The sequence below is a fragment of the Natronococcus pandeyae genome (assembly GCF_008122205.1).
GTDB lineage: Archaea > Halobacteriota > Halobacteria > Halobacteriales > Natrialbaceae > Natronococcus > Natronococcus pandeyae.
Genome location: NZ_PHNJ01000001.1, coordinates 1 through 22,893, shown reverse-complemented (window position 1 = coordinate 22,893; position 22,893 = coordinate 1). Strand labels below are relative to the sequence as shown.

Sequence of the window (22,893 nt, the reverse complement as noted above, 5' to 3'; positions counted from 1 at the left end):
ATTCAGTTACTATACGACAACGAATGCTCTCAAGACGCGAATTGCTCGCAACCGGCGCAACGCTCGGATCCGGTAGCGTCGCGGGCTGTTTCGGTCGGTCAGGGGCGTCGTGGGACGGCTTCGTGCAACTGAAGGCGCTCCGCGGAATCAGGGAGGGAGAACCGGACGTAGATCTCGTTCGAGTGAGTATCCGAGATAGGGACGATAACGTGGGCACCCGTACGACCGACGAGTACGAGACGTTCTTCGACGACCCTTCGCAGCCGACCGTAGACGAAGAGACGCACAGCCGACTCGAGCGAGCAGTTTCCGGTAGCCTTCGGTACGTTCTCGGGATCTGTCAAGAAGACCCGCAAGCGTCTACGGAAGTTTCGTGCAGAAATACGCGGACGACCCGCGAGAGTTTCAATCGAGTGCAGGTATTCGACGGCGTGGAGGCGGAACTCTCCGACGACGGTTTCGACGTGCTCGAATCCGAACCGCCGTCCGAACCACGAACCCCTGACTGGGCGTAATCGACGGAAAAAGACGTTCTAACGCTGCCTGGCACTCAGTCGACGTTCGGCAGTTCGCCGGTCCGCTCCTTGCGGATGAGGTCGCGAACGAACAGCCGAATCTGGCGCTCGAGTGTCGCCCGATCCTCGTAGGAGTAGATTCGCGCCTCCCAGCGGTCGCGAACGGCGGCGATCATCGCGCTTCGGACGCCGGATTCGTGGACGAACGCGACCCGTTCGCGGTGGTGATCCGATCTCTCGTCGTCGAACAACGCCTCGAGGACCGACCCGACCTCGATACCGACGCCGAGATTGTCGCCGACGGCGGGGACGACGTAGACGACCGCGTTGCTGGCCTTCGCGAACGCGATGCTCTGGCTGGCCGCGTCCATCTCCTCGAGCGGTACGTCGACGTCGATCGCCAGAAAGGCGTTGACGCCGGCGGTCGTCCGGAGCCGATCGCGCACGTCGAGTAGGAGGTCGAGCGCGGCCTCGTCGCGTTCTAAGCCGTGATCCGATCCCACGAGGGTCCCGAAGTCGACCGATTCGGGGATCGCGTCGGGGTCGACGTCCTCGAGGGCTCGTTCCACGTCGAACGCCTCGTAGGGACCCATCAGGTAGACCAGAAACTGTGAGCGGGGGAGGTCGCCCAGTTCGTCGGTGATCCGGTCGCGCATACGCTCGCTGCTCACGGCTAGTATATAAATTCGGGGTATTTCAGCAGTTACTGACTCAGCGAACGCTTAAGCGGACGGACCGCGAACGGACGCATATGTCGGAGTCCGAACGAACGGCGCGGCGAACGGGGGAGGGACTGCTGCCGGAGCACAGCGTCCTCTCGCTCGAGGAGTACCTCGCGATGCAGCGTTCGATCGGTAACGAGACGCGGTTTCGTGCCCTGAACTCGCTGGTCGAAGAGGGCGCACAGAGCGCAGGCGAACTCCGGGATCGGCTGAACGTCCGTTCGAACGCGCTCCACTACCACCTCGACGAACTCGTCGACGTCGGCCTCGTCGAGAACCGCAAGCGAAAGGAGCCCGATACCGACGGTCTCTACTCCTACTATCGGGCGACCTCGCTCGGCGAAGGGATCCTCGAGCACGGCGTCCGCGAGCTGATGGCTCGAGAGTGGGACGCCCTCGAGGAGTACAGCTAACCGCTCGAGCGAGCGCGGAGTCGATCCCGCACGTAGGTCGCGGCGAGTCCGACGATCGCCAGGACCATCGCCGCGGCGAACGCGACGACGAACGCCGAGAGCGGCTCGGTGACGGTCTCGAGTTCCCCGAGTACGAACTCGCTCGCGAGGACGGCCGTGATCGCGAACAGGGCGAGTCCGCCGAGGTTCTCCAGATGCGAGTTCGTCTCGCCGACGACGTCGGGATCGTTCAGCAGGTAGAGGATGATCGCCAGCGCGAACGGGGTGCCGACGAGTCCGAACGCCAGCACGAGGACGAGCAGCTGGAAGAACGCACCCTCGAGGAACGCGCCGGCCGCTGACGCGAGCGCGACCGCGACGAGCGCCGCCCGGTACCGCGAGTCCTCGACGGACTGCTCCCAGCCGAGTTTGTCCGCGAGCAGGTAGGGCGGGACGATCGTGTTCCCGCCGAGGGTCGAGACCGCGGCGCCCCAGAGCCCGAGCAGGAACAGCCACGTGGCGTACTCGCCCGCGATCGGGCCGAGCGCCTGGGCGGCCTGGATCTCGTCGATCGTCGCGGGATCGACGCCGGCCTCGGGGAGGACGCTCGCCGCGACGAGGAAGACCGCGAGGCTGAAGATCCCGAAGGCGACGAGCATCGAACTCACGACGTCGAACGTTGCGATATCACGATCCCGTTCGGTCCAGCCGCGGGCGCGCATCGTGTAGCTCTGCATCGTCAACAGCGTGATGTGGACCGCACCGCCGAGGACGCCTGCAGCGACGAGCGCACTGTCGACGCCGGCCGGCAGCTCCGGCGTGAGGCCGGTCGCGGCCGCGGCGGGGTCGATCGGGACGACGAACGCGGAGGCGACGAACGCGAGGACGACCAGCGAGACGAGGACTTTCGCGCCGACTTCGGCGAGCCGATAGCCGCCGCCGGCCAGCCCCAGCGCGAGCACGATCGCCCAGGTGACGCCCCAGAGTCGAGGATCCGCCAGGGCAGCGATACCGAGTCCGGCGCTCCCGACGATCGTCGCGCTGACGTCGGCCAGCGTCTTCATGATCACGAGCTGGGCGAGCCCCGCGGCGAGCACGACGTCGACGACGAGCACCCAGGCCCAGAACGAGCCGAGGTGCTCCTCGACCACCGCGACGATGCCGTCCTCGGTGAGCAGTCCGAGTCGCATCGCGAGGTACTGGCCGACGGTCCCGAGGACCGCCGAGAGCACGACGACCCACAGCAACGCGTAGCCGAAGCTCGCGCCCGCGACGAGCAGGCTGACCATCGTCGCCGGCCCGGCGGCGATCGCGCCGGCGAGCCACGTCGGTCCCAGTCGCTCGAGGTACGCGCTGATCCGTCCGAGACCCCACGGTTGCGAGGATTGCGCCTCGGTTGACATCGGTCTCCCTTTCGACGTGACGCATAAAACTCCGTGGTATTCGTCGGTAAACAGCTCGACGACGAATCGCTTCCAAAAGACGGTCTCGCGGCGCGCAGCCGATCAGTCGTCGCTCGTCGTGCGAGCGACCGGAGCCCCTTTCGACGCGAGTTTCGCGCGCGGACTCGAGACGAACGCGAGCGCGAGCAGGCCGAACGCGAGCATCACGAGGGCGACCGGACCCGCGACCTCGCCGTAGCCGGCGTCGGGATCGATCCCGATCGCGGCGGCGCCCGCCAGAAACGCGACGGCGGCGACTGCGGCGGGGATCGACGCTCGAGACGGAACTGCGGGCGGTCGCGGTGCGCGTCCCGCGATCGAATCCAGGCTCGCGTGTCGGCCGGCGAGCGTCGCCGCGACGATCGCGCTCGCGAAGACGAGCGGCGCGAGTCGAACGAGGCCGAGCGCCGTCAGGACGGTGAGATAGCCGACGGCGACGGTGCCGGCGACTCTCGTCCGATAGCCGACGAGCAGCGCGATGCCGACGCTGACCTGGACGGCGGCGAACGCGAGGACCCACGCGCTCATCGCGGGGAGAACCGCGAGTTCGATGACCGCGCTCATCGGCGTGACGTGCGCCTCAGCGATGCCTTCGAACACCTCGGCCTGGGTTTCCGCACTCGCCCACCCCGGCAGGGCGTTCGCGCCGGGTTCGATTCGAACGACGATCTCCTGGAGGAAGCGGTAGCCGACGAAGACCCGGAGCGCGTCCGCCGCGACCGACGTCGGATTCGCCCCGCGATAGACGAACGACAGGCCGCCGGCGACGAGACCGGCGAAGACGGTCAGCTCGAGGCTCGTGAGGTGGACCCGGGTGCCGACCGTCTCGGGAATCGAGAGAAGATAGTACACCGCGACGACGGCAAACGCCGCGGCGAGCGGCGGGTACCAGGCGCGACGGATCGGCAGCGGCGCGTTGACGGCTCGAGTGAGGCGACCGACCGCATCCGAGCGCCGCCAGAGCACGGCGTCGAGACCGTAGTAGCGGCCGGCGTTCGCGACGAAGGCGAAGGCGATCGGGACGGTGAACAGCGGCGACGTCCGGATCATCCCGAGGTGGAACACCGGCAGGAAGTACAGGATCCCGAGGAGCGCGGCCGGTCGCGTCCAGAGCCCCAGAATCAGTCCGACGGCGGTGACGATCTGTGCCGCCAGCGCGAGGATCGTCCAGAGTTCGGGATACGGGAGGACGACGGTCTCGAGAATCGCCGCGAACCAGCCGAACGTGCCCTCCTCGACCGCCTGCTCGGCGACCGAGTAAACCTCCGCGCCGGCGTTCGCACCGACCCACTCCGGGTTCGGTCCGGTCGTGAACCAGCCGAGCTTCCACCAGCCGCCGAGGGTCAGTTCGTACAGGAGCAGGAAGCCGGCGAAGACGCGGGCGAACGCGACCCACGGGCCTGCTCGCTCGTCGAATTCCGAATCGGAGAACGTGCTCGATTTCTCTAGCATGTATCTGACCTAGATTAGCATTTCTTAATAACTCATTCGATATAGTTATTATATTTGCGTTCGATCCGTTGCACGCCTCGAGCGTACCGCTGGCCGTCGCTGGCGAGTCGATCGGACTGGGGAGAAACACGGGGTGACGATCGGCGTCAGTCCTGCCAGCTCGGGTTCTCCCGCGGCGGGCTGAAGATGTCGACGCCGCGGACCGTCTCGTCGCCACGATTTTCGGCGGCGTGGGGCTGATCGCCCGGCAGCGCGTAGGAGTCGCCGGGTCCGCAGACGATCTCCTCGTCGTCCGTGAGGAAGGTCAGTTCGCCCTCGTAGATGAAGCCCGTCTGCTCGTGCGGGTGGCTGTGCTCCTCGACCGTCGCACCGGGTTCGATCTCGAAGTGCTGGACGTTCATCGACTCGGCGCCGGCCATCAGCGCGAGGTGGACACCGTCGGCGGCTTCCGACGTCTCGAGGTCGGAGAGGGACACGTGTTCCATACGTCTCGACAGGAACGGCGACGCTAATAGTACCACTCCCTCCGGCGACTACTTTCGCTCCGGTTGCCGAAGCTTGAACTGCGGCGAGGCCGCACCTCGAGACGAGACATGTACGCCGTCGTCGGCTGCAGCGAGTGTTCGAACCTCTGGATCATCGAGGGCCGTACGGAGACGACCCAGTGTCCCCGCTGTGGCTCTCGGAAGGCCTACGAGAAGCGCAAGAAGTTCGTCGAGACCGACGACGCCAACCACGCCCGCGACGTTCGCGCCTCGATGCTCGCGAACCGGCAGGGCGAGGGTGACGCCTTCGCGAAACTCGACTCGTTCGGCGACCTCGAGGACGACGTCGCGGACGGCGTCGTCGACGACGAGGAGTACCTCGAGGAGTCCGGCCTCGACGTCGACGAGGTCGAGGCGGCCGGCGGCCGCGATCCTCGCGGCCCGACCCGAAGCGGGAGCAAGAAGGAGATCGTCGAACGCGCGCTCGAGGAACTCGATCGACCGACCGAGGACGAGGTCGCCGAGTACGCCGGCGAGCGCGGTGTGTCCGCCGAGTACGTCGACGATGCGCTCGAGAAGCTCGCCAGACGCGGCGAGGTCAGCGAGAGCCGGGGTCGGTATCGGCGGCTGTGAGTCGCCGCCGAATCCGAGCGATCGACCGCTCGAGCGGTCACCGATCGTATCGGGAGAGGTCTCGCCCCGCGTCGCCCGGATCGACGGCCAGTCCCTGCATCAGCGCGCTGGCCGAGAGGAGCGAGCAGATCGCGACGAACAGTTCGACGACGGCCGCGTCGTCGAAGCCGACGTCTCGTAACGCTTGCAGGTGGGACTCCGTCACGCCGGCTGGGTCGCGGGCGAGTTGCGCGGCGACGGCCGCCACGGCTCGCTCCCGGTCCTCGAGGCGCTCGAACTCGCCGGCGACGAGCGCCTCGAACCGATCCATTGGGTATCCGTGCTCCTCGACGAGCCACTCGCCGTGGTTGGCGACGCAGTAGGGGCACTCGTCGACGGCCGCGGCGACGACGAACGCGATCTCCTTCAGTCGACCTGAGACGACGTCACTGTCGGTCATGACGCCGCGGTAGTAGCGATCCCAGGAGGCGAGCGTCTCGGGATCGTGTAACAGCACCCTTCGGAACAGCGAGACGTACCCGAATCGGTCCTGCCACGGATCGATCAGTCGTCGCCGCTGCGTCGCGTCGAGTTCGTCCGGATCGCGGTACGGAAGGTGAGGCATGCCTCGGATGGACGACAGCGGCGGGAAAAAAGCGTATCGTCGCGTCGTCGGCTGACGCGCACTCGAACGTCAGGGCTTTGCGGCGCGGGGTCCAACGACGACGCGATGGACGACACGGAGGACGTACAGGGGACGGTGATCGGCATCGGGACGATCGGCGCGATCGCGCTCTACGCGTACGGTCGGTTCGCCGGCGAGACGCTGTTCGGGGCCGATCCCACGGTGCTGGCGATCACCGTCTTCGGCGCGACGTTCGCCGCGCTCGCCGTCCTCCACGGCGCCTACGGCCGCCGGGACTTCGCGCTCGCTCACGGCGTCGCGGCGGTCGGCCTCTTCCTGCTCGCCCCGGCCTCGAGTGGTTCGCAGATCCTCGGCGGCTACCTCCTGTTGCTGGCCGGCGGCCTCTACATCGCGGTCGTCACGATACGGGTTCGGCGGGAGCAACAGGAGGCCGAACCGGCCGGGTAGCTCGCGTCGTCGGTCGAAACGTTCCGAGCGATTTTTCCTTTCGGTTCACAGTACGATCGCGTATGGAGGACTCGACCGCGATCAACGCCGGCTTCGCCGCACTGCTCGTCGGAGTAACGATCACGCTCGCCGGGGTCTTCCTCGGCGGCGAAATCCCGCTCATCGCCGCGGGCGGGACGCTCATGATTCTCAGCGTCGGCGGGTTCGTGCTCCCCGCCCTCGGAGACGACCACGGCGGCACGACGGGCGCGCACTGAGCGGCGCCGCGCGAACGGCTCGATTCTTCCAGCGACGTTCCGGTCCGAAAGCCGCGGCTGTCGATCGCTCCGTTCGCACTACCGGCCGAGGTCCTCGTGAGCGCTCGCGAGGTGATTCGAAGCCAGTGCGGCGAGCAAGGAGAGTTCACCCGCCAGCGCCCCGACGGCGATGATCTCGGCCAGCGCGTTCGCGTTCGAGCCCGCCGGATCGCCGCCGCCACGGAGGCCGAGGATCTCGAGCGCCTCGGCCTGGGTCGGCAGTTTCGTCCCGCCGCCGACGGTGCCGACCTCGAGCGAGGCCAGTGAGACGGAGGCGTAGAGATCGGTGGTCCCGTCCTCGTTCGCTCGCGCGTCCATCGTCGTGATCGCGTTCGCTCCCTCGACGACCTGGGCCTCGTCCTGGCCGGTCGCGAGGAAGGCCGCGCCGACGACGTTCGCAGCGTGGGCGTTGAATCCCAGGCTGCCCGCCTTGGCACTGCCGATCAGGTTCTTGCGCGTGTTGGCCTCGACGATCGCCTCGGCGGTCGTGTGGAGGCGATCCTTGACGAGATCGCCGGGGATCACGACGTCGGCCGTGACCGAGCGGCCGCGGCCCTCGACGGCGTTGACGGCGGCCGGCTTCTTGTCCGAGCAGAGGTTTCCGGAGAGTGCGACGAGCGACGCGGGCGTCTCCTCCTCGACGACTTCGCAGGCCGCCTCGGTGGCGATCGTGGCCATGTTCATCCCCATCGCGTCCTTGGTGTCGTAGGCGAAGCGCAGGTAGACCGAGTCGCCGACGACGTAGGGCTCGACCCCCAGCAGTTCGCCGTGGCTCGTGGTGGACTCTGCGGCTTCGCGGAGCGACTCGAGGTTCTCCTCGACCCACTCCACGGTTTCGGCCGCCTCGGCGACGCCCTCGACCCGAAACACCGGGGCGCGAGTCATCCCGTTCTTCGTGACGCGTGCGTCGGCGCCACCCGCAGAGCGGATCACGGAGAGGCCGCGGTTGACCGACGCCAGCAGCGCGCCCTCGGTCGTCGCGAGCGGCAGGTAGTGCTCGCCGCTGGCCGCGCCGCCCTCGTTCGCAGAGTTCGGAGAGTTCTGCGAGCTCGGTGAGGTTTCCTCACCGTTGACGGCGACGGGACCGACGACGCCCAGCGGCACCTGCGCCGCGCCGATCATGTTCTCGATGTTCGGCTCCGCCCGTTCGGCGGGGAACGAGTAGTCGCCGATCGTCTCGAGATCGGTCTCCGTCTCGCGTTCGACGAGGAGTCGGCGTGCTTCGGCCGCGGTGTCGAAGTCAGCCTCGGCCTCGAGTTCGTGGATTCGAAGGTCCCCTTCCTGGACCCGGTCTGCGAGGGACTCGGGGTCTGTCATGCGTCAGCCAAGACGGGGGCCGGTCCTAAGGGTTGCTGATTGCGTCCACCCTGGGGATCAGGAGGCGGCGTCGCCGTTCGCGATCGACTCCCGATAGGCTGCGCGGATCTCGGACCAGCAGGCGGCCAGCAGCGCGAGCCCTGCAACCCCGAACAGGAGCAGTGACGGCATTCCGGTCGGCGCCGCGACGAACCCGAGTGCGAACAACCCCGCGAGGACGGCGGCAACCCGCAGTCTGGTCCGGGATGCGACCTCGGGGTCGGCCCGTGCGAGATACAGCTGCGGGAGGACGATCGCGACGGCGAAGGCCAGCGCGGCGATCGGTCCGTCGCCGGCCGGGACGCCCAGCGTCCCCTCGAGGAGCGCGACTCCGGCGAGAGCGAGTACGAATATCCCGAACGAGGCGAGGATCGTCCGGTTCTCACGGCTCAGCATGAGTGATGCTTCGATCGCGGCGCGCTGATAGTTTCCTGATCTGATAGGAACGGTGCGTCCCGAGACGGCAAATCGACGACCGCTACGATTTTGCTCCTCGCGCGTGGGGTCTCACCTATGACCGAGGCCGCCGATCTGGTGTTGACGAACGCGCGGGTTTACTCGCTCGCCGAGGAGAACGACGAACCGGAACCCGAGGAAGCGCTCGCCGTCCGCGACGGCGAGCTCGTCCGGGTTGGGAAAGCCTACGAGATCGAGTTCCTCGAGGGCGTCGAGACCGACGTGATCGACTGCGACGGTCGGGTCGTTCTGCCCGGGTTCGTCGACGCCCACACGCACGTCGAGAACCTGGGCCGGTACCTCGTCCACGCGGATCTCTCCGGCGCGTCCGGCTCCGCGGAGTGTATCGAGCGTCTCTCGGCGAGGGCCGACGCGACGGAGTCGGAGTGGGTCCAGGGATTCGGCTACGACGAGAGCGAGTGGGAGGGCGACGATCGCGCCTACCTCACGCGCGACCACCTCGACCGGGTGAGCGAGGAGCGCCCCGTCGTCGCCCTGCGGATCGACATGCACGCCGCGTCGCTGAACTCAGTCGCGCTCGAGCGCCTCGCCGACGACCTCCCCGAGGGGGACGTGCGCCGATCGCCCGCCGGCGAGCCGACCGGCGTGGTCGTCGAGGACGCGGCGGAGATCGTCCGCTCCCGGATCGCGCCGGGCTACGACGAGACCTGGGAACTCGTCACTGCCGGCCTCGAGCACGCCGCCGCCAAGGGCGTGACGGGCGTCCACGATATGGTCCGTCACTCCCGCTCGCCGCAGGTCTACCGCGACCTCGAGGCGGCGGGCGAGCTGCCGATCCGGGTGCGGATCAACTACTGGACCGACCACGCCGACAGCGTGATCGAGGTCGGACTCACGACGAACGCCGGCAGCGATCGCGTTCGAACGGGCGCGATCAAGACCTACACCGACGGCAGCATCGGTGCGCGGACGGCGAAGCTGTTCGAACCCTACGAGCGCGACGACGAGGTGTCGGCTCCGGACCCAGAAGACAACGGCGAGTGGGTCATTACCCCCGACGAACTCGAGGAGATCGTCGAGCAAGCCGATGGCGCAGGGTTCCAGGTCACCGCCCACGCCATCGGCGACGAGGCGATCGAGGAGACGCTGTCGGCCCTCGAGGCCACCGACGACCCGGCCGGCAAGCGCCACCGGATCGAACACGTCGAACTCGCGACCGACGACCAGCTCGAGCGGATGGCCGACGCCGGCATCGTCGCCTCGATGCAGCCGAACTTCCACCAGTGGGCCGGCGAGGGCGGGCTCTACGACCAGCGACTCGGCGTCGAGCGTCGGAAACGGACGAACCGGTTCCGGCGGGTGCTCGAGCACGATATCCCCCTCGCGTTCGGCTCGGACTGCATGCCGCTCGATCCACTGCTGGGGATCCACTACGCGGTCAACGCGCCGACCGAGGCCCAGCGGCTGTCCGTCACCGAGGCCCTCCGCGCCTACACGCACGGAGCAGCCTACGCCGGCTTCGACGAGGATCGGCTGGGGACCCTCGAGGTCGGCAAGCGGGCCGATCTGGTGGTGCTCGAGGAGTCGCCGTGGGAACAGTCGGATCGAATTGACGAGATCGACGTGGCGATGACGATGGTCGACGGCGAGGTCGTCTTCGACGGACGGGAGTCGTAACGGCGCTCGAGAATCCGTCGACGGGACGCGATCGCCGGCGCTCGCCTCGCGGGAATCGATATCACTATCCACCACTGTCACGATATCCAACCGATGATTGGACTGGGTCTCGTGCTCCTCGGCCTCGCGGCGCTCGCGGTTGGCTGCTGGAAGCTCCGGCCGGCCTACCACGTCTACCGCGGCGAAACCGACGACGTGGTCGCGATCGAACGAGCCGAGGGCCCGGTCGAACTCGAGGGGACCGCCAGCGCGGTCGACGGGACGGTTACGGCGCCGCTGACCGGGACGACGTGTCTCGCCTACGAGTACGAGATCGAAGAGTTCCAGTCCAGCGGGAAGAACTCGTCGTGGAACACCGTCGACGAAGGATCGGGCAGCGTTCCGTTCAGACTCGAGGACGAGACGGCGAGCGTCCGAGTCGAACCCGCCGGAGCGACCCTGGCGCTCTCGACGGACGCCTCAATCGAGATCGACGGCGGCGAGCCCGAACCGGAGCGGGTCAGGGAGTTTCTCGAGACCGAGTCGGACCTCGACTCGCAGAACACCTCGTTCGACCTCGGCGTCGTCGAACTCGCCACCGGAAACGATCGGAAATACCACGAGCGCCGGCTCGAGCCCGGCGGGGACGCCTACGTGCTCGGGCAGTCCCGGTACGACGTCGACGCTCGAGAGACGATGCGGGACGTGAGCGCAGTGATCACGAACGGCGACGCGACGCCGGCGTTCGTCGTGTCCGACTCCTGCCAGGAGGGGACCACCTGGTTGCTAACCAGATCGGCGCTCCCGTGGCTGCTCGGCGGCGTCGCTCTGGTTCTCGTCGGCGGGTGGCTGACCGCTGCGGCGCTGGTGTGACCGCTCGAAGCAACTCGTGAAGGGGACCGAGGTTTTTGTCCCACCCGGTTGATGGAGAATCATGAACGTTGGACTCATCACGACCGCGTTCGGCGATAACGACCAGACGGACGTCGCCGTCCGTGCGGAGGAGCTGGGCTACGACGCGATCTGGCTCGGCGAACTTTGGGGCGAGAGCGGCGTCGTCCAGGCGACCGAGATCGCCACCAGAACGGACGAGATCGGTATCGGAACGGCGATCCTGAACGTCTACTCGCGCTCGCCAGCCGTGCTCGCGTCGACGGCGGCCTCGCTCCAGCGCGTTTCGGACGGACGGTTCACGCTCGGTCTCGGAACGAGCACGCCGAAAGCGATCGAAGATCTCCACGGAATGGCGTTCGACCGACCGGTGCGACGCGCCCACGAGACGATCGAGATCGTCCGCGCGTTCACCGACGGCGAGGGACGCGTCGACTACGACGGCGAACTGCTCGAGGTGGCCGACTTCCCGTCGCTCGACGCACCGACGCCGATCTACAACGCGGGGCTCGGACGGGCGAACCGCCGCGTCGTCGGACGGCTCTGCGACGGCTGGATCCCCCACAACATTCCGTTTTCCCGGCTCGAGGAGGCCTTCGAGGACGTCGCCGCGGCGGCACGAGAGCGAGAGCGCGATCCGAGCGAGATCACCGTCGCCCCGTACGTCCCGTCGGCCGTCAGTGAAGACCCCGAGGAGGCACGCGACGTCCTTCGTCGCCACGTCGCCTACTACGTCGGCAGCGGCGAGGGCTACCGCCGGGCGGCCGGGATACGCTTCCCCGACGAAGCCGACCGGATCGCCGGGACGTGGCGAGACGGCGATCGGACGGCGGCGGCAAACGCCGTCACCGACGAGATGGTTGCCGACCTGGGCGTTGCGGGCACGCCCGAGGACGTGCGCGAGCAACTCGAGGAACTCGTCGCCGAGACCGGGATCGATCATCCGATCGTCGTCGTTCCCGACCCGGCCCCGGACGAGATCGCGGAACTGACGGTCGAGTCGCTCGCACCGGGTCGGACCGCGTAGTCGGGTTCAAAAAGTGGGTTGCAACGCCCGGTGGGACGGCTTTGCGTTCGGGCATCGTCACGTTCGAACGGACGGAGCGATCGATCATGAAAACCGACTACGCCGATTTCATCGGAGAGGTACAGCACCGCATCGAGGCCGGGACGCGGGCCGAGGCCGTCAGAACGACGCGTGCGGTCCTCGAGACGCTCGGCGAGCGCGTCGACGAGGGTGGCGCGACCGACGTCGCGAGCCCGCTCCCGCTGGAGGTCGATCGCTTCCTGTTACAGGTCGACCACGGCCAGGCGTACGATTTCGACGAGTTCGTCGACCGGGTCCACGAGCGGCTGAACTACGAGGATCTCGACCTCGAGACCGCGTATCCTCGTCCCGCCAGCGTCGACCAGGCCGACGCGGTGTTTCGGACCAAAGCCGTCCTCGCGCTGTTGAGCGAGACGGTTCCCGGCGGCGAACTCGCGAACGTCGAACAGCAGTTGCCCGACGAGTTCGAGGAACTGTTCGAACTTGTCGACGCCGAAACCCAGCCCTGGGAGGCCCGCGAGTGATACTGCCGGACGGACGTCAGTGAGAAGTTGGTCGCGAAATTCCTGCCGTTACCAGTAGTTGGTAATACGGTTTCGTTATTCAGTCTGGGCCGTGAATCTGAATTGGTCGATTCGGTACCGACAGATGCGCACTGAACAACCGCCATCGAGACTGTCGTGCCGATCAACCGCCGTCGGGTGGGACTGAAAGGGGCCAGGGGCTTTCGCGGTACTCACTCCGGGAACAGGTCCTGCTCGCACGAACACACGGGATAGCCACACCCTCCCCAGCCGACTCACTCGCTGCCGGGCTCACGGCCGCTGGCCGTTCGCCTGTCCGCGGCGCTACGCGCCGCGCTCCGCTCGTTCGCCCCTCGCACACTGTCGTCGACCGTCCTCACTGGCGTTCGGCCGGTCGACAGCGCGCGCCACCGCAGGAGGGGGGGCCGGACCGAAGTGAGACGTCGTTCCCGTGTCCGTGACGGGATTTTCACGCAATATTCTGGATAATGAAACCGTCCTACGAGCTACTGTTACCAGCGGTGACGACCGAGTTCGAGCGACCGATCTTCGAATAGTTCTGTCCGACAGTACGAGCGGGACCTCCCCGCCAGCCGTCCTGCCGACTCCCGAATCTCGCCCCTACTCGACAGCGATTCGGAAGCCTTCCGCTGCGGACTCGTAGCCGCCTCGATGAGGCGCAGATCGGTGAGCCCGTCCTCGCCGTCGGGTTCGGGCGTCGTGTCCGTGAGCACGCAGTAGCTGAAGTAGTCGAACTCCTCGCGCACCTCGTCGACCGGCGGTCCGGTGTACTCCATCCGGAGGTCACCGTTCTCGATGACCATGTCGTGCGGAACCACGCCGCCGAACGGCGACGCGATCGAGACCATCCCCTCAGTACCGATCAACTCGAGCCGGCTGCTGGCGTAGGTGTGGAAGCTCGACATACACGAGGGTACGTTCGAAAAAAGGGCCTACTTCCGGTCGCTGAACCCTCGGTGGTGCAATCTGCCGGCGTTGCCGAGCAATCACCGTTCCGTTTTCCCCCGTTGTATCAGCAGGTAGTTCGTCCTCAGCCGCAGCTATCGAAGGAAAAAGTTATTCGATAGGACTCTATGGTATGCAATCAACCACTGGTGAATCGAATGGCGAAGATGCAAACCACAGAGTTCGAAACCGATCTCAGCCTGTTCAAGTACGATAATCTTGAACAGCTCCCATCCGAATACCGCACGCTCGAAGAAGCAGAGCGAACGGAGCGAATCGAGGCCGCGCTCGAGGCCCTCGGCGACGACGTCGTGATCCTCGGCCACAACTACCAGCGACGAGAGATCGTCGAACACGCCGACTTCATCGGGGACTCCTACCAGCTTTCGAAGGAGGCCGCCGAGGCGGACGCCGAGTACGTGATCTTCGGCGGCGTCACGTTCATGGCCGAGAGCGCGGACATCATCACCGACGACGATCAGTCAGTGATCCTCCCGAGTATGGAGGCCTCGTGTCCGATGGCCGGGATGGCCGAGGCCCTGCAGGTCGACAGCGCGTGGGCAGAGATCACCGCGGCCGCTCCCGACGCGAACATCATTCCGATCACCTACATGAACTCCTACGCGGACCTGAAGGCCTTCTGTGCGAGTCAGGGTGGACTCGTCTGTACCTCCTCGAACGCCCACAGGGCCTTCGAGTACGCCTTCGATCGGGGCGACAAGGTCCTCTTTCTGCCCGACAAGCACCTCGGGGAGAACACGGCCCACCGACTGGATATGGAAGATCAGATTGCGGAGTGGGATCCGTGGGATCCCGAGGGGAAAGACGCCGACGAGGTCGCCGAGAGCGACATCATCCTCTGGGACGGCTACTGTCAGGTCCACGAACGGTTCCGCGTGGATCACATCGAGAGCGTTCGCGCCGAACACGACGATGCAAAGGTCATCGTCCACCCCGAGTGTCGCCGCGAGGTCGTCGAGGCTGCGGATAAAGCGGGTTCGACGGCAACCATCTGCGAGACGATCGAGAACGCCGACCCCGGCGAGACGTGGGCGATCGGTACCGAAATCCACCTCACCGAGCACCTCCAGCGCTGGCACCCCGGGGTGAACGTCCTCCCGCTGTGTGGCGATGCCTGCATGGACTGCAACGCCATGCGCCAGATCGACCCCAACTACCTGACGTGGGTGCTAGAGGAACTCGTCGAGGGTCGCGAACGAAACGTCATCGAGGTCGCCCCCGAGGAGAAGGAACTCGCGGCGGTCGCACTCGATCGAATGCTCGAAATCTAACGCCATGACGGAGCCATCACAACCGGATCACGACCACGAAACCGTGGACGTACTCGTCGTCGGCAGCGGTATCGCGGGCTGTGCGGCCGCCTTAGGGGCTGCTCGAGAAGGAGCGGACGTCCTGCTGCTGACCAAGGCCGAACGCCCCGACGGCGCGAGCACCGACTGGGCACAAGGAGGCATCTCGACGACCCGAGGTGATCCTGAGAGTCTCAAGGAGGACATTATCGCAGCCAGCGACGGCACCGCCGATCCCGACGCCGTCGACGTCCTCGTCGAGAACGCCGACGACGCCGTCGAGGACGTGCTCCTCGAGACCTTAGATATCGAGTTCGACGAGACGGACGACGGGAAATTCGATTACACGCGCGAGGCCGCTCACTCCGACTATCGAATCCTCCACGTCGACGCGGCGACGGGAACCCACATCCTGCGGCCGTTCCTGAACTACGTCGACGACCACGACCGCATCGAGGTCCGTCAGGACACCGCCGCACTCGACCTGATCACGCACGAGGGCCGGGTTCACGGGGTCCTCAGTGACGAAATGTCGACGGGCCGTCCCATCTTCGCCGGCACGACGATCCTCGCGACCGGCGGTATCGGGGCGCTCTACACCCGCTCTACGAACCCCGCCGATGCGACCGGCGACGGTATCGCGATGGCCGCCCTCGCGGGAGCCGACGTCGAGGACCTCGAGTACGTCCAGTTCCATCCAACCGCTTACGATGGCGAGACTCCGTTCCTGCTCTCGGAGGCCCTTCGAGGCGAGGGTGCAGTCCTTCGGAACGGAACCGGCGAGCAGTTCATGGACGACTACCATCCCCAAGGTGACCTCGCGCCGCGAGACGTCGTCGCTCGCGCCGTCGAAACCGAACGCGAGGAGACGGGCGAGGTCGTCTTGGACGTCAGCCCCCTCGAGTTCGAATCGGAGTTCCCGAACATCGCCGAGAAGTGCAGCGACCGCGGGATCGAGGGCGACGAGATCCCGGTCGCCCCCTGCGAGCACTTCCTGTGTGGCGGGATCGACGTGGACGACCGCGGGCAAGCGTCGCTCGATCGGCTCTACGCCGTCGGTGAGTGCGCTCGAACCGGCGTCCACGGCGCGAATCGGTTGGCGAGTACGAGCCTGCTCGAGGGGCTGGTCTGGGGGCTGCGAGCAGGAGAGGATGCCACAGGAACAGAACCGGAGCCCGTCGAGGCACCCGAACTCCGCAACAGCGACCCCGACCTCCCCGAGCGCTTCGCCTCCGAGAAGTCGATTCGCCTGAAGCGGACGATGGACGAGTATCTGGGACTCGAGCGCGATCCCGAGGAAATCGCCCGCGCGAACGCCGTCCTCCGACGGCTCAAGGGCGAAGTCGACGCCTACGTTCGAACGCGGACGGCTCGAGACCTCTACGAGCTTCGGAACGCCTGCGTCACCGCGCTGTTGATCGCGCGGGCGGCGAGCGAGAACGCCGAATCGCGGGGCTGTCACCACCTCGTGACGGACGAGTCGACGACGATCGAACCTGCGGTGGACGACTGAGCCATCATGATCACGAACACAGCGGTCGAACGCTGGCTGCAGGAGGACGTCGGCCACCACGACGTCACGAATCAGGTTCCCGGCGAGACGGTCGGCCGCCTCGTCGCGAAGGAAAACGGCGTCGTCGCCGGGCTCGAGGCCTCGACCGCCGTCTTCGAGTACCTCGGGCTCGAGGTTCGCGAGACGCTCGAGGAGGGGACCGCCGTCGACCCGGGTGACGAGGTGCTCCACGTCGAGGGGGCCGCACGCGAGGTGCTCCGGGGCGAACGCGTCGCCGTGAATCTGGTCGGCCACGCGTCGGGGATCGCGACGCGCACGCGACGAGCGGTGAGGGCGGCCAGAGCCGAGTCAGACGACGTCCGCATCGCAGCGACTCGCAAGACCACGCCCGGACTGCGCGGTCTCGAGAAGCGCGCCGTCGTCGCGGGCGGGGGCGACACCCACCGACTCGACCTCTCGCATATGGTGATGGTGAAGGACAACCACATCGCCGAGATGGGACTCGAGGGCGCGATCGACCACTTCCAAGCGAAGACGTCGTTCGCGACGAAACTCGACGTGGAGGTCGAAGCTATCGAGGACGCGCCGCGGGCCGCCGAGGCCGGTGCGGATATCGTCCTGCTGGACAATATGAGCCCTGAGAAGACCAGTGAGGCTGTCGACCTGCTCGCCGACTACGAGGGCGTGCTGGCGGAGGCCAGTGGCGGGATCACGCTCGAGACCGTCGGCGACTACGCCGCGACGGGCGTCGACGTAATCTCGATGGGATCGCTGACGCACTCGGCGCCCTCCCTCGATCTGTCGTTCCGGACCGGCCGCTAACAGCCGTCCCCCTCGAGGGCTGCGCAGTCAGCGTTCGAGCTTTTTTCCCTCGAGCGATCACTAGCCACCGTGACGGAGCCAATTTGTACCTGTGAGGACCACGGCGTATTCGCGACCGACAGCGAGGCGTGCCCGATCTGTGGCGCACGCGGAACGGTGCTCCTCTCGGGTGACCGGCGGCGTCGGCTCTCGAAGTTCACGAGCGGCGCACTCCGGCACTTTCCCGACGACGCCGGCCTCGAACTCGACGACCGGGGCTGGACGGAGTACGACGCGCTCGTCGACGCAGTCGGGCGAAAGTACGAGTGGGCGACCGGCGAGCACGTTGCGGCGGTAATCGCAACCGATCCGAAGGGGCGGTTCGAACGGACACGCGGAGACGCGGCCGGAAACAGGACGGACACCGACCTCGTCCGGGCCGCGTACGGCCACTCCGTCGACATCTCGCTCGAGCCGACGGAGTCGCCGGTTCCGGACGAACTGTACCACGGAACCGCACCGGAGAACGTGGCCTCGATCCTCGGGGAGGGCTTGCAGCCGATGTCCCGCCAGCACGTCCACCTCTCGGAGAGCCGCGAGGAGGCGCGCCGCGTCGCGAACCGACACACGGGTGATCCGGTCATCCTCATCATCGACGCCGCCGGAATGCTCGCGGACGGCAACCGGATCGCGAAGCGGGGGACCGAGACGTACACGACCGATCGCGTACCGCCCGAGTACATCCTCGAGGCGAAGCCGGAGTGACGGTCGAACGGCGACTGAGAGCGTTGCAAGTGCGCGTCTGTCGTTTATTCGCGGTACCGAACTAGCACCGCGTATGACGGACGAGCTTCCCCTGATGCCCGACTCGGGCTGGAGCGCACTGTATCTCGGCGGCGAGTGGACCGGTCCCGGCGATCGGGAGTCGATCTCGGTGGAGAACCCCTACACCCGCGAGGAGATCGCGAGCGTCCCCGCCGGGACGCCCGACGACGTCGACGAGGCGTACGAGGCGGCCCGCGAGGCCCAGGAGTCGTGGTCCCAGCAGCCGCCGCAGCGACGGGCCGGTCTCGTCACGGCCGCCCTCGAGTTCGTCCGCGAGCACCGCGAGGAGATCGTGGAGTTGCTCGCCGTCGAGTCCGGCAGCACGGCGGTCAAGAGCGAGGCCGAGATCCAGACCGCCCGCGGAATGATGCAGGAGGCCGCGAGCTACCCCTTCCGGATGAAGGGCGAGCACGCGGAGTCGATCGTTCCCGGTAAGGAGAACGTCGTCGAGCGCCAGCCCGCGGGCGTCGTCGGCGTCATCTCGCCGTGGAACTTTCCGCTCCACCTGTCGATGCGGGCCGTCGCGCCCGCGCTCGCGGCCGGCAACGGCGTCGTGCTCAAGCCCGCCTCGAACACGCCGATCACCGGCGGCTTGCTGCTCGCGCGCATCTTCGAGGAGGCCGGCGTTCCAGAGGGACTGCTCAGCGTCGTCCCCGGCCGGGGCTCCGAGATCGGTGACGCGATGGCCGACCACGAGGTTCCCCGCGTGCTCGCCTTTACCGGCTCGACAGAGATCGGCCAGCGGGTCGCCAAGCAGGCCGCCGGGAACTGCGCGCTGCCGGCGCTCGAACTCGGCGGCAACAACGTCCACGTCGTCACCGAGAACGCCGACCTCGAGCGCGCCGTCGACGGCGGCATCTTCGGCTCGTTCCTCCACCAGGGCCAGGCTTGCATCTCGATCAACCGCCACCTCGTCCACGAGTCGCTGTACGACGACTACGTCGGGATGCTGACCGACCGCGCGGCGAATCTGCCGGCCGGCGATCCGACCGACGGCGACACGGTGATCGGCCCAGTCATCGACGAGACCCAGCGCGACACGATGCTCGAGTTCGTCGAGGAGACGCTCGACGCGGGCGCGACGCTCGAAACCGGTGGCGAGGCCGACGGCCTCGTCGTCGAGCCGACGGTCATCTCCGACGCTGACAACGACATGGCCGCTGCCTGCAACGAGCACTTCGGCCCGATCGCGCCCGTCGTTCCGTACTCGAGCAACGAGGAGGCGATCGAGCTGGCAAACGACACGATCCACGGGCTGTCGGGATCGGTCCACAGCGAGGATAGAGAGCAGGCCCGGACGATCGCCGACGGGATCGAGACGGGCATGATCCACATCAACGACCAGCCGATCAACGACGAGCCCCACGTCCCCTTCGGCGGGATGAAACAGTCCGGTCTGGGCCGGTACAACGGCGAGTCGATCCTCGACGAACTGACGACGACGAAGTGGATCTCGGTCCAGCACGAGCCGCGAGAGTACCCGTTCTGACGGAGTGGCGTTCTCGTCCTCACTCGAAAAGCGAGAGGAACCGCTGCCAGCTCCAGACGACGAGTCCGACGAGAACGAGCCCGACCAGCAGATACAGCGGCACCGCGTCGGCCGCGGGGCCCTGCGCGGGGATGAGGTCGTCCAGTAGCCCCGTCTGTATCAGTAACCAGGCCCCGACGACGAAACAGAGCGATCCGACGACGACGGCGACCGCGAGTCTATTGTTAGCGATTCTCGATCGCTCGCTCTCGGATCCCTCCATTGGTTTCTCGGAGGAGACGAAGGCGTGAAACGATTGTACCTGCACCCTCCGGCAGAGCGGGACGGCTCGGCCGAAACGCCGAGAGATCGAGTGCGTGGCTTGACTCCAGTCCGTTCCGAGAAAATTACTCGAACTATCTGGAATAGATGTGGGAGTAGAGGCCATGGTTATTAGATATAGACAAAATCGACGAGCCCAGTCGTTCGATCGGTGTCGCTCACGAGTCGTTTGCAGCGGTAACGCGAGCTCTTATGCAGCTTCCGACAGTATTTGATCCGAATGAATGACTCTCCTCGTTCGGATGTGGACTCGGTGGTTCATACCCGCATCCGTCAGCAGGAGATCGTCGCCGAACTCGGACAGCAGGCGCTCGAAACAGACGATATCGACCAGTTGATGCACGATGCCGCTGTCGCGGTCGCTGAAACACTCGACAACGAGTACGCCAAGGTACTCGAGTTGCTCCCCGGGGGCGACGAAGTCTTCCTTCGACAGGGTGTCGGTTGGCGCGATGGCCTCGTCGGGAACGCGACGGTGTCAACTGACTCGGACTCGCAGGCAGGATACACGCTGCTCTCCGAGGAACCGATCGTCGTCGATGATCTCCGGACCGAGGAACGGTTTTCCGGTCCGGAACTACTCACCAGTCACGACGTCGTCAGCGGAATCAGCGTCATCATCGGCTCGGTCGAAGAGCCATGGGGCGTCCTGGGAACGCATACAACCGAAAAGCGGGAGTTTACGGAACACGACGCCAACTTCGTCCAAAGCGTCGCTAACGTTCTCGCGTCAGCGATCGAAAACACGCAGACTGAGCGGCGATTCAGGGCGATTTTCGAAGATCCGAACATCCTCGTCGGACTGCTCGATCCGGACGGAACGGTGGTGAATATCAACCAGAAGGCAATGGAGTACGTCGACGCCGACCTCAGCGACGTCACCGGCGAGTTGTTCTGGGAGACGCCGTGGTGGGGGGAGGGAGACGAGGTTCAGTCCGACGTGAAAGAGTGGACGAAGCGAGCAGCAGCGGGCGAGTACGTCGATTTCGAGACGGATCTCACTCGACCGAACGGGGATCGATACACACTCAACGGCTATTTCAGACCCGTCAGGGACGACGACGGTGATATCGTGTCGATAATCGTATCGGATCGCGACGTCACCGAGCGCAAGGAGCGCGAACGAAAGCTCGAGATGCGCGAGCGACGCTTCTCGACGTTGATGGCCAACGTCCCCGGAATGGTCTACCGCTGTAAGAACGAGCGCGGCTGGCCCATGGAGTTTGTCAGTGAGGCGTGCAAGGAACTGACCGGTTACGACCCTCAAACGCTCGAGAGCGGCGATATCGGGTGGGGAAAGGACGTCATGATTCAGGAGGATCGCAAAAAGCTGTGGGAGACGGTCCACCAGCAGGCGGCGAAAGGAGAACCGTTCTCCGAAACCTACCGTATCAAAACCGCTGACGGTGACGTGCGGTGGGTCAGAGATTACGGTCGCAGCGTCGTCGACAACGAAGAGGACGTCATCGGCGTCGAGGGAATCATCTCCGATATCACCGACCGCAAGCGCCTGGAATCCGAACTCAAGGAACGCAAGCGCCAGCTCGAGGAGTCCAACGAGCGCCTCGAACAGTTCGCGTACGCGGCAAGCCACGACCTCCAGGAGCCGCTTCGAATGGTCTCGAGCTATCTTCGACTTCTCGACGGTCGGTACGGCGACGAATTCGACGACGAGGCCGAAGAGTTCCTCGAGTTCGCCGTCGACGGAGCCGATCGAATGCGCGAGATGATCGACGGCCTCCTCGAGTACTCGCGAGTGGATACGCAAGGAGACCCGCTCGAGCCGGTCGATCTGGATCGTCTCTTCGAGGAGGTACAGGAGGACCTGCAGATGCGGGTCGAGGAGAGCAACGCCGAAATCACGACCGAGGATCTTCCCCGCGTGGAGGGCGACGACAGCCAGTTGCGACAGGTCCTCCAGAATCTTCTCGACAATGCGATCACGTACAGCGGAGACGAACCACCGCAGATTCACGTTGAAGCCGACCGCAACCGGAGAACGTGGACGGTCTCGGTTCACGATGACGGTATCGGCATCGACCCCGACGACCAGGAGCGCGTCTTCGAGGTGTTTCAGCGACTCCAGAGTCGCGAGGAGGACTCCGGAACCGGGATCGGTTTGGCGCTCTGTCAGCGCATCGTCGAGCGCCACGGAGGACGCATCTGGATTGATTCCGGACCCGGCGAGGGGGCGACGTTTTCGTTTACGCTTCCAGCGGTAGACGAGTCGTAGCCGTCCTCGGCCGCCCTCGACGCGCTGCGTGTCGAGCAGTGAGACTGTGGGCGAAGGGGCTCTGTTGAAACTCTTAGCCGCTGACAGGTTTCAGTAGCCGTGCTGAATAGAGAGCGCAGGCCATGTTTAGACGCCGCTCAGTTGCCGTCTCGACCGGGATTATGTGGAGTTGAGTGAGGAAGCGACGCATATGGCGTCTCAACTCGCCCGGTTTACCGACCGATGTGTCGATTTGTCCCAGAACGCTGTCACTGGCGAGCCAGCACCGGCGGTCGAGAAGGGTGACGGTGGCTACGCTGACTGGGTGATCGTCTCGATTCACTGTCTCAGAGAGTATCTGAACCAGCCCTACCGCCGGTTACTCGATATCTTGTACGAGATGCCCGGAATCGCCGCTAAACTCGGGCTTTCTGTGAATCAGCTACCGAATTTCACCACCGTCTGCACGCGGAAACAGGATCTCAAAATGCGGATCTGGCGGGTGTTGCTGCGGCTGTCTGTCACACTGCACGAGCTCGGCGACGTTCAGGCGAT

At 66.0% G+C, this 22,893-nt stretch carries 23 protein-coding genes and 2 pseudogenes; 16 read left to right on the top strand and 9 right to left on the bottom strand.

The annotated features are described in order from the left end of the window. Positions 1-23 precede the first annotated feature (23 nt). Positions 24-515, top strand: coding sequence for a hypothetical protein (locus CV102_RS00125; protein WP_148855604.1), 492 nt, complete (start codon positions 24-26; stop codon positions 513-515). Positions 516-550: 35 nt separating this feature from the next. Here the strand turns inward: CV102_RS00125 and CV102_RS00120 are convergent, their stop codons facing one another. Next, a complete protein-coding gene (locus CV102_RS00120; RefSeq protein ID WP_148855602.1) occupies positions 551-1,171 on the bottom strand; it encodes a DUF7509 family protein in 621 nt (206 codons plus the stop codon). Between the two features lie 95 nt (positions 1,172-1,266). On the opposite strand from CV102_RS00120, the gene CV102_RS00115 reads away from it, so the two are divergent. Continuing rightward, the gene (locus CV102_RS00115) at positions 1,267-1,650 is read left to right on the top strand and encodes a winged helix-turn-helix domain-containing protein (protein ID WP_148855600.1); all 384 of its coding nucleotides are present in this window, start codon (positions 1,267-1,269) and stop codon (positions 1,648-1,650) included. On the opposite strand, the gene CV102_RS00110 is transcribed toward CV102_RS00115, so the two are convergent. From CV102_RS00110 to CV102_RS00100, 3 genes are all read right to left on the bottom strand, one after another. Further along, complete coding sequence (locus CV102_RS00110) at positions 1,647-3,032, bottom strand: NRAMP family divalent metal transporter (RefSeq protein ID WP_148855598.1); 1,386 nt, start codon at positions 3,030-3,032, stop codon at positions 1,647-1,649. The genes CV102_RS00115 and CV102_RS00110 overlap by 4 nt on opposite strands. 102 nt (positions 3,033-3,134) lie before the next feature. After that, positions 3,135-4,523, bottom strand: a complete 1,389-nt coding sequence (locus CV102_RS00105; RefSeq protein WP_148855596.1) for a DoxX family protein — start codon at positions 4,521-4,523, stop codon at positions 3,135-3,137. A gap of 146 nt (positions 4,524-4,669) precedes the next feature. Further along, positions 4,670-5,008, bottom strand: a complete 339-nt coding sequence (locus CV102_RS00100; RefSeq protein WP_148855594.1) for a cupin domain-containing protein — start codon at positions 5,006-5,008, stop codon at positions 4,670-4,672. Positions 5,009-5,116: 108 nt separating this feature from the next. Here CV102_RS00100 and CV102_RS00095 point away from each other — a divergent pair, with 108 nt between their 5' ends. After that, on the top strand, positions 5,117-5,641 hold the full coding sequence (locus tag CV102_RS00095) for a DUF5817 domain-containing protein (protein ID WP_148855592.1): 525 nt from the start codon (positions 5,117-5,119) through the stop codon (positions 5,639-5,641). Between the two features lie 37 nt (positions 5,642-5,678). On the opposite strand, the gene CV102_RS00090 is transcribed toward CV102_RS00095, so the two are convergent. Next, complete coding sequence (locus CV102_RS00090) at positions 5,679-6,245, bottom strand: peroxidase-related enzyme (protein WP_148855590.1); 567 nt, start codon at positions 6,243-6,245, stop codon at positions 5,679-5,681. Between the two features lie 105 nt (positions 6,246-6,350). Between CV102_RS00090 and CV102_RS00085 the strand changes: the two genes are divergently transcribed. Together CV102_RS00085 and CV102_RS00080 are read left to right on the top strand one after the other, a co-directional pair. After that, positions 6,351-6,713 carry a hypothetical protein gene (locus CV102_RS00085; RefSeq protein WP_148855588.1) on the top strand — a complete coding sequence of 121 codons (363 nt, stop codon included), beginning with the start codon at positions 6,351-6,353 and terminating at the stop codon, positions 6,711-6,713. A gap of 62 nt (positions 6,714-6,775) precedes the next feature. Next, a complete protein-coding gene (locus CV102_RS00080) occupies positions 6,776-6,970 on the top strand; it encodes a hypothetical protein (RefSeq protein ID WP_148855586.1) in 195 nt (64 codons plus the stop codon). Positions 6,971-7,048: 78 nt separating this feature from the next. Here CV102_RS00080 and hmgA read toward each other — a convergent pair whose 3' ends face one another. Further along, entirely contained in the window at positions 7,049-8,326 is a 1,278-nt protein-coding gene (hmgA, locus tag CV102_RS00075; protein ID WP_148855584.1) for a hydroxymethylglutaryl-CoA reductase (NADPH), read from the bottom strand. A gap of 57 nt (positions 8,327-8,383) precedes the next feature. Continuing rightward, positions 8,384-8,761, bottom strand: a complete 378-nt coding sequence (locus CV102_RS00070) for a hypothetical protein (RefSeq protein ID WP_148855582.1) — start codon at positions 8,759-8,761, stop codon at positions 8,384-8,386. Between the two features lie 117 nt (positions 8,762-8,878). On the opposite strand from CV102_RS00070, the gene CV102_RS00065 reads away from it, so the two are divergent. The 4 genes from CV102_RS00065 (at position 8,879) to CV102_RS00050 (ending at position 12,901) form a co-directional block, all read left to right on the top strand. Then, the gene (locus CV102_RS00065; RefSeq protein WP_148855580.1) at positions 8,879-10,459 is read left to right on the top strand and encodes an amidohydrolase; all 1,581 of its coding nucleotides are present in this window, start codon (positions 8,879-8,881) and stop codon (positions 10,457-10,459) included. Between the two features lie 93 nt (positions 10,460-10,552). After that, entirely contained in the window at positions 10,553-11,311 is a 759-nt protein-coding gene (locus tag CV102_RS00060) for a GIDE domain-containing protein (protein WP_148855579.1), read from the top strand. A gap of 61 nt (positions 11,312-11,372) precedes the next feature. After that, positions 11,373-12,356, top strand: a complete 984-nt coding sequence (locus tag CV102_RS00055) for an LLM class flavin-dependent oxidoreductase (protein WP_148855577.1) — start codon at positions 11,373-11,375, stop codon at positions 12,354-12,356. Positions 12,357-12,442: 86 nt separating this feature from the next. Continuing rightward, positions 12,443-12,901 carry a DUF2267 domain-containing protein gene (locus CV102_RS00050; RefSeq protein WP_148856520.1) on the top strand — a complete coding sequence of 153 codons (459 nt, stop codon included), beginning with the start codon at positions 12,443-12,445 and terminating at the stop codon, positions 12,899-12,901. A 621-nt stretch (positions 12,902-13,522) separates the two neighbouring features. On the opposite strand, the pseudogene CV102_RS26495 reads toward CV102_RS00050, so the two are convergent. Then, positions 13,523-13,833, bottom strand: a pseudogene (locus CV102_RS26495) (Gfo/Idh/MocA family oxidoreductase); the annotation flags it as partial. 192 nt (positions 13,834-14,025) lie between these two features. Here CV102_RS26495 and nadA point away from each other — a divergent pair. From nadA to CV102_RS00020, 5 genes are all read left to right on the top strand, one after another. Beyond that, positions 14,026-15,159 (top strand): quinolinate synthase NadA, encoded by a 1,134-nt coding sequence (gene nadA / locus CV102_RS00040; protein ID WP_148855575.1) that lies wholly within the window; start codon positions 14,026-14,028, stop codon positions 15,157-15,159. Between the two features lie 4 nt (positions 15,160-15,163). Then, positions 15,164-16,690: an L-aspartate oxidase gene (locus CV102_RS00035; RefSeq protein ID WP_148855574.1), complete on the top strand. Its 1,527-nt coding sequence runs from the start codon at positions 15,164-15,166 to the stop codon at positions 16,688-16,690. A gap of 6 nt (positions 16,691-16,696) precedes the next feature. Further along, positions 16,697-17,512, top strand: a complete 816-nt coding sequence (gene nadC / locus CV102_RS00030; protein WP_148855573.1) for a carboxylating nicotinate-nucleotide diphosphorylase — start codon at positions 16,697-16,699, stop codon at positions 17,510-17,512. A gap of 69 nt (positions 17,513-17,581) precedes the next feature. Then, positions 17,582-18,256 (top strand): RNA 2'-phosphotransferase, encoded by a 675-nt coding sequence (locus CV102_RS00025; RefSeq protein ID WP_148855572.1) that lies wholly within the window; start codon positions 17,582-17,584, stop codon positions 18,254-18,256. Positions 18,257-18,329: 73 nt separating this feature from the next. Continuing rightward, entirely contained in the window at positions 18,330-19,805 is a 1,476-nt protein-coding gene (locus CV102_RS00020) for an aldehyde dehydrogenase family protein (protein ID WP_148855571.1), read from the top strand. A gap of 19 nt (positions 19,806-19,824) precedes the next feature. On the opposite strand, the gene CV102_RS00015 is transcribed toward CV102_RS00020, so the two are convergent. Beyond that, positions 19,825-20,067, bottom strand: coding sequence for a hypothetical protein (locus CV102_RS00015; protein WP_148855570.1), 243 nt, complete (start codon positions 20,065-20,067; stop codon positions 19,825-19,827). A gap of 279 nt (positions 20,068-20,346) precedes the next feature. On the opposite strand from CV102_RS00015, the gene CV102_RS00010 reads away from it, so the two are divergent. Together CV102_RS00010 and CV102_RS00005 are read left to right on the top strand one after the other, a co-directional pair. Next, positions 20,347-22,359 carry an ATP-binding protein gene (locus CV102_RS00010; protein ID WP_148855568.1) on the top strand — a complete coding sequence of 671 codons (2,013 nt, stop codon included), beginning with the start codon at positions 20,347-20,349 and terminating at the stop codon, positions 22,357-22,359. 190 nt (positions 22,360-22,549) lie between these two features. Next, positions 22,550-22,893 (top strand): annotated as a pseudogene (locus CV102_RS00005) (IS5/IS1182 family transposase); the annotation flags it as partial.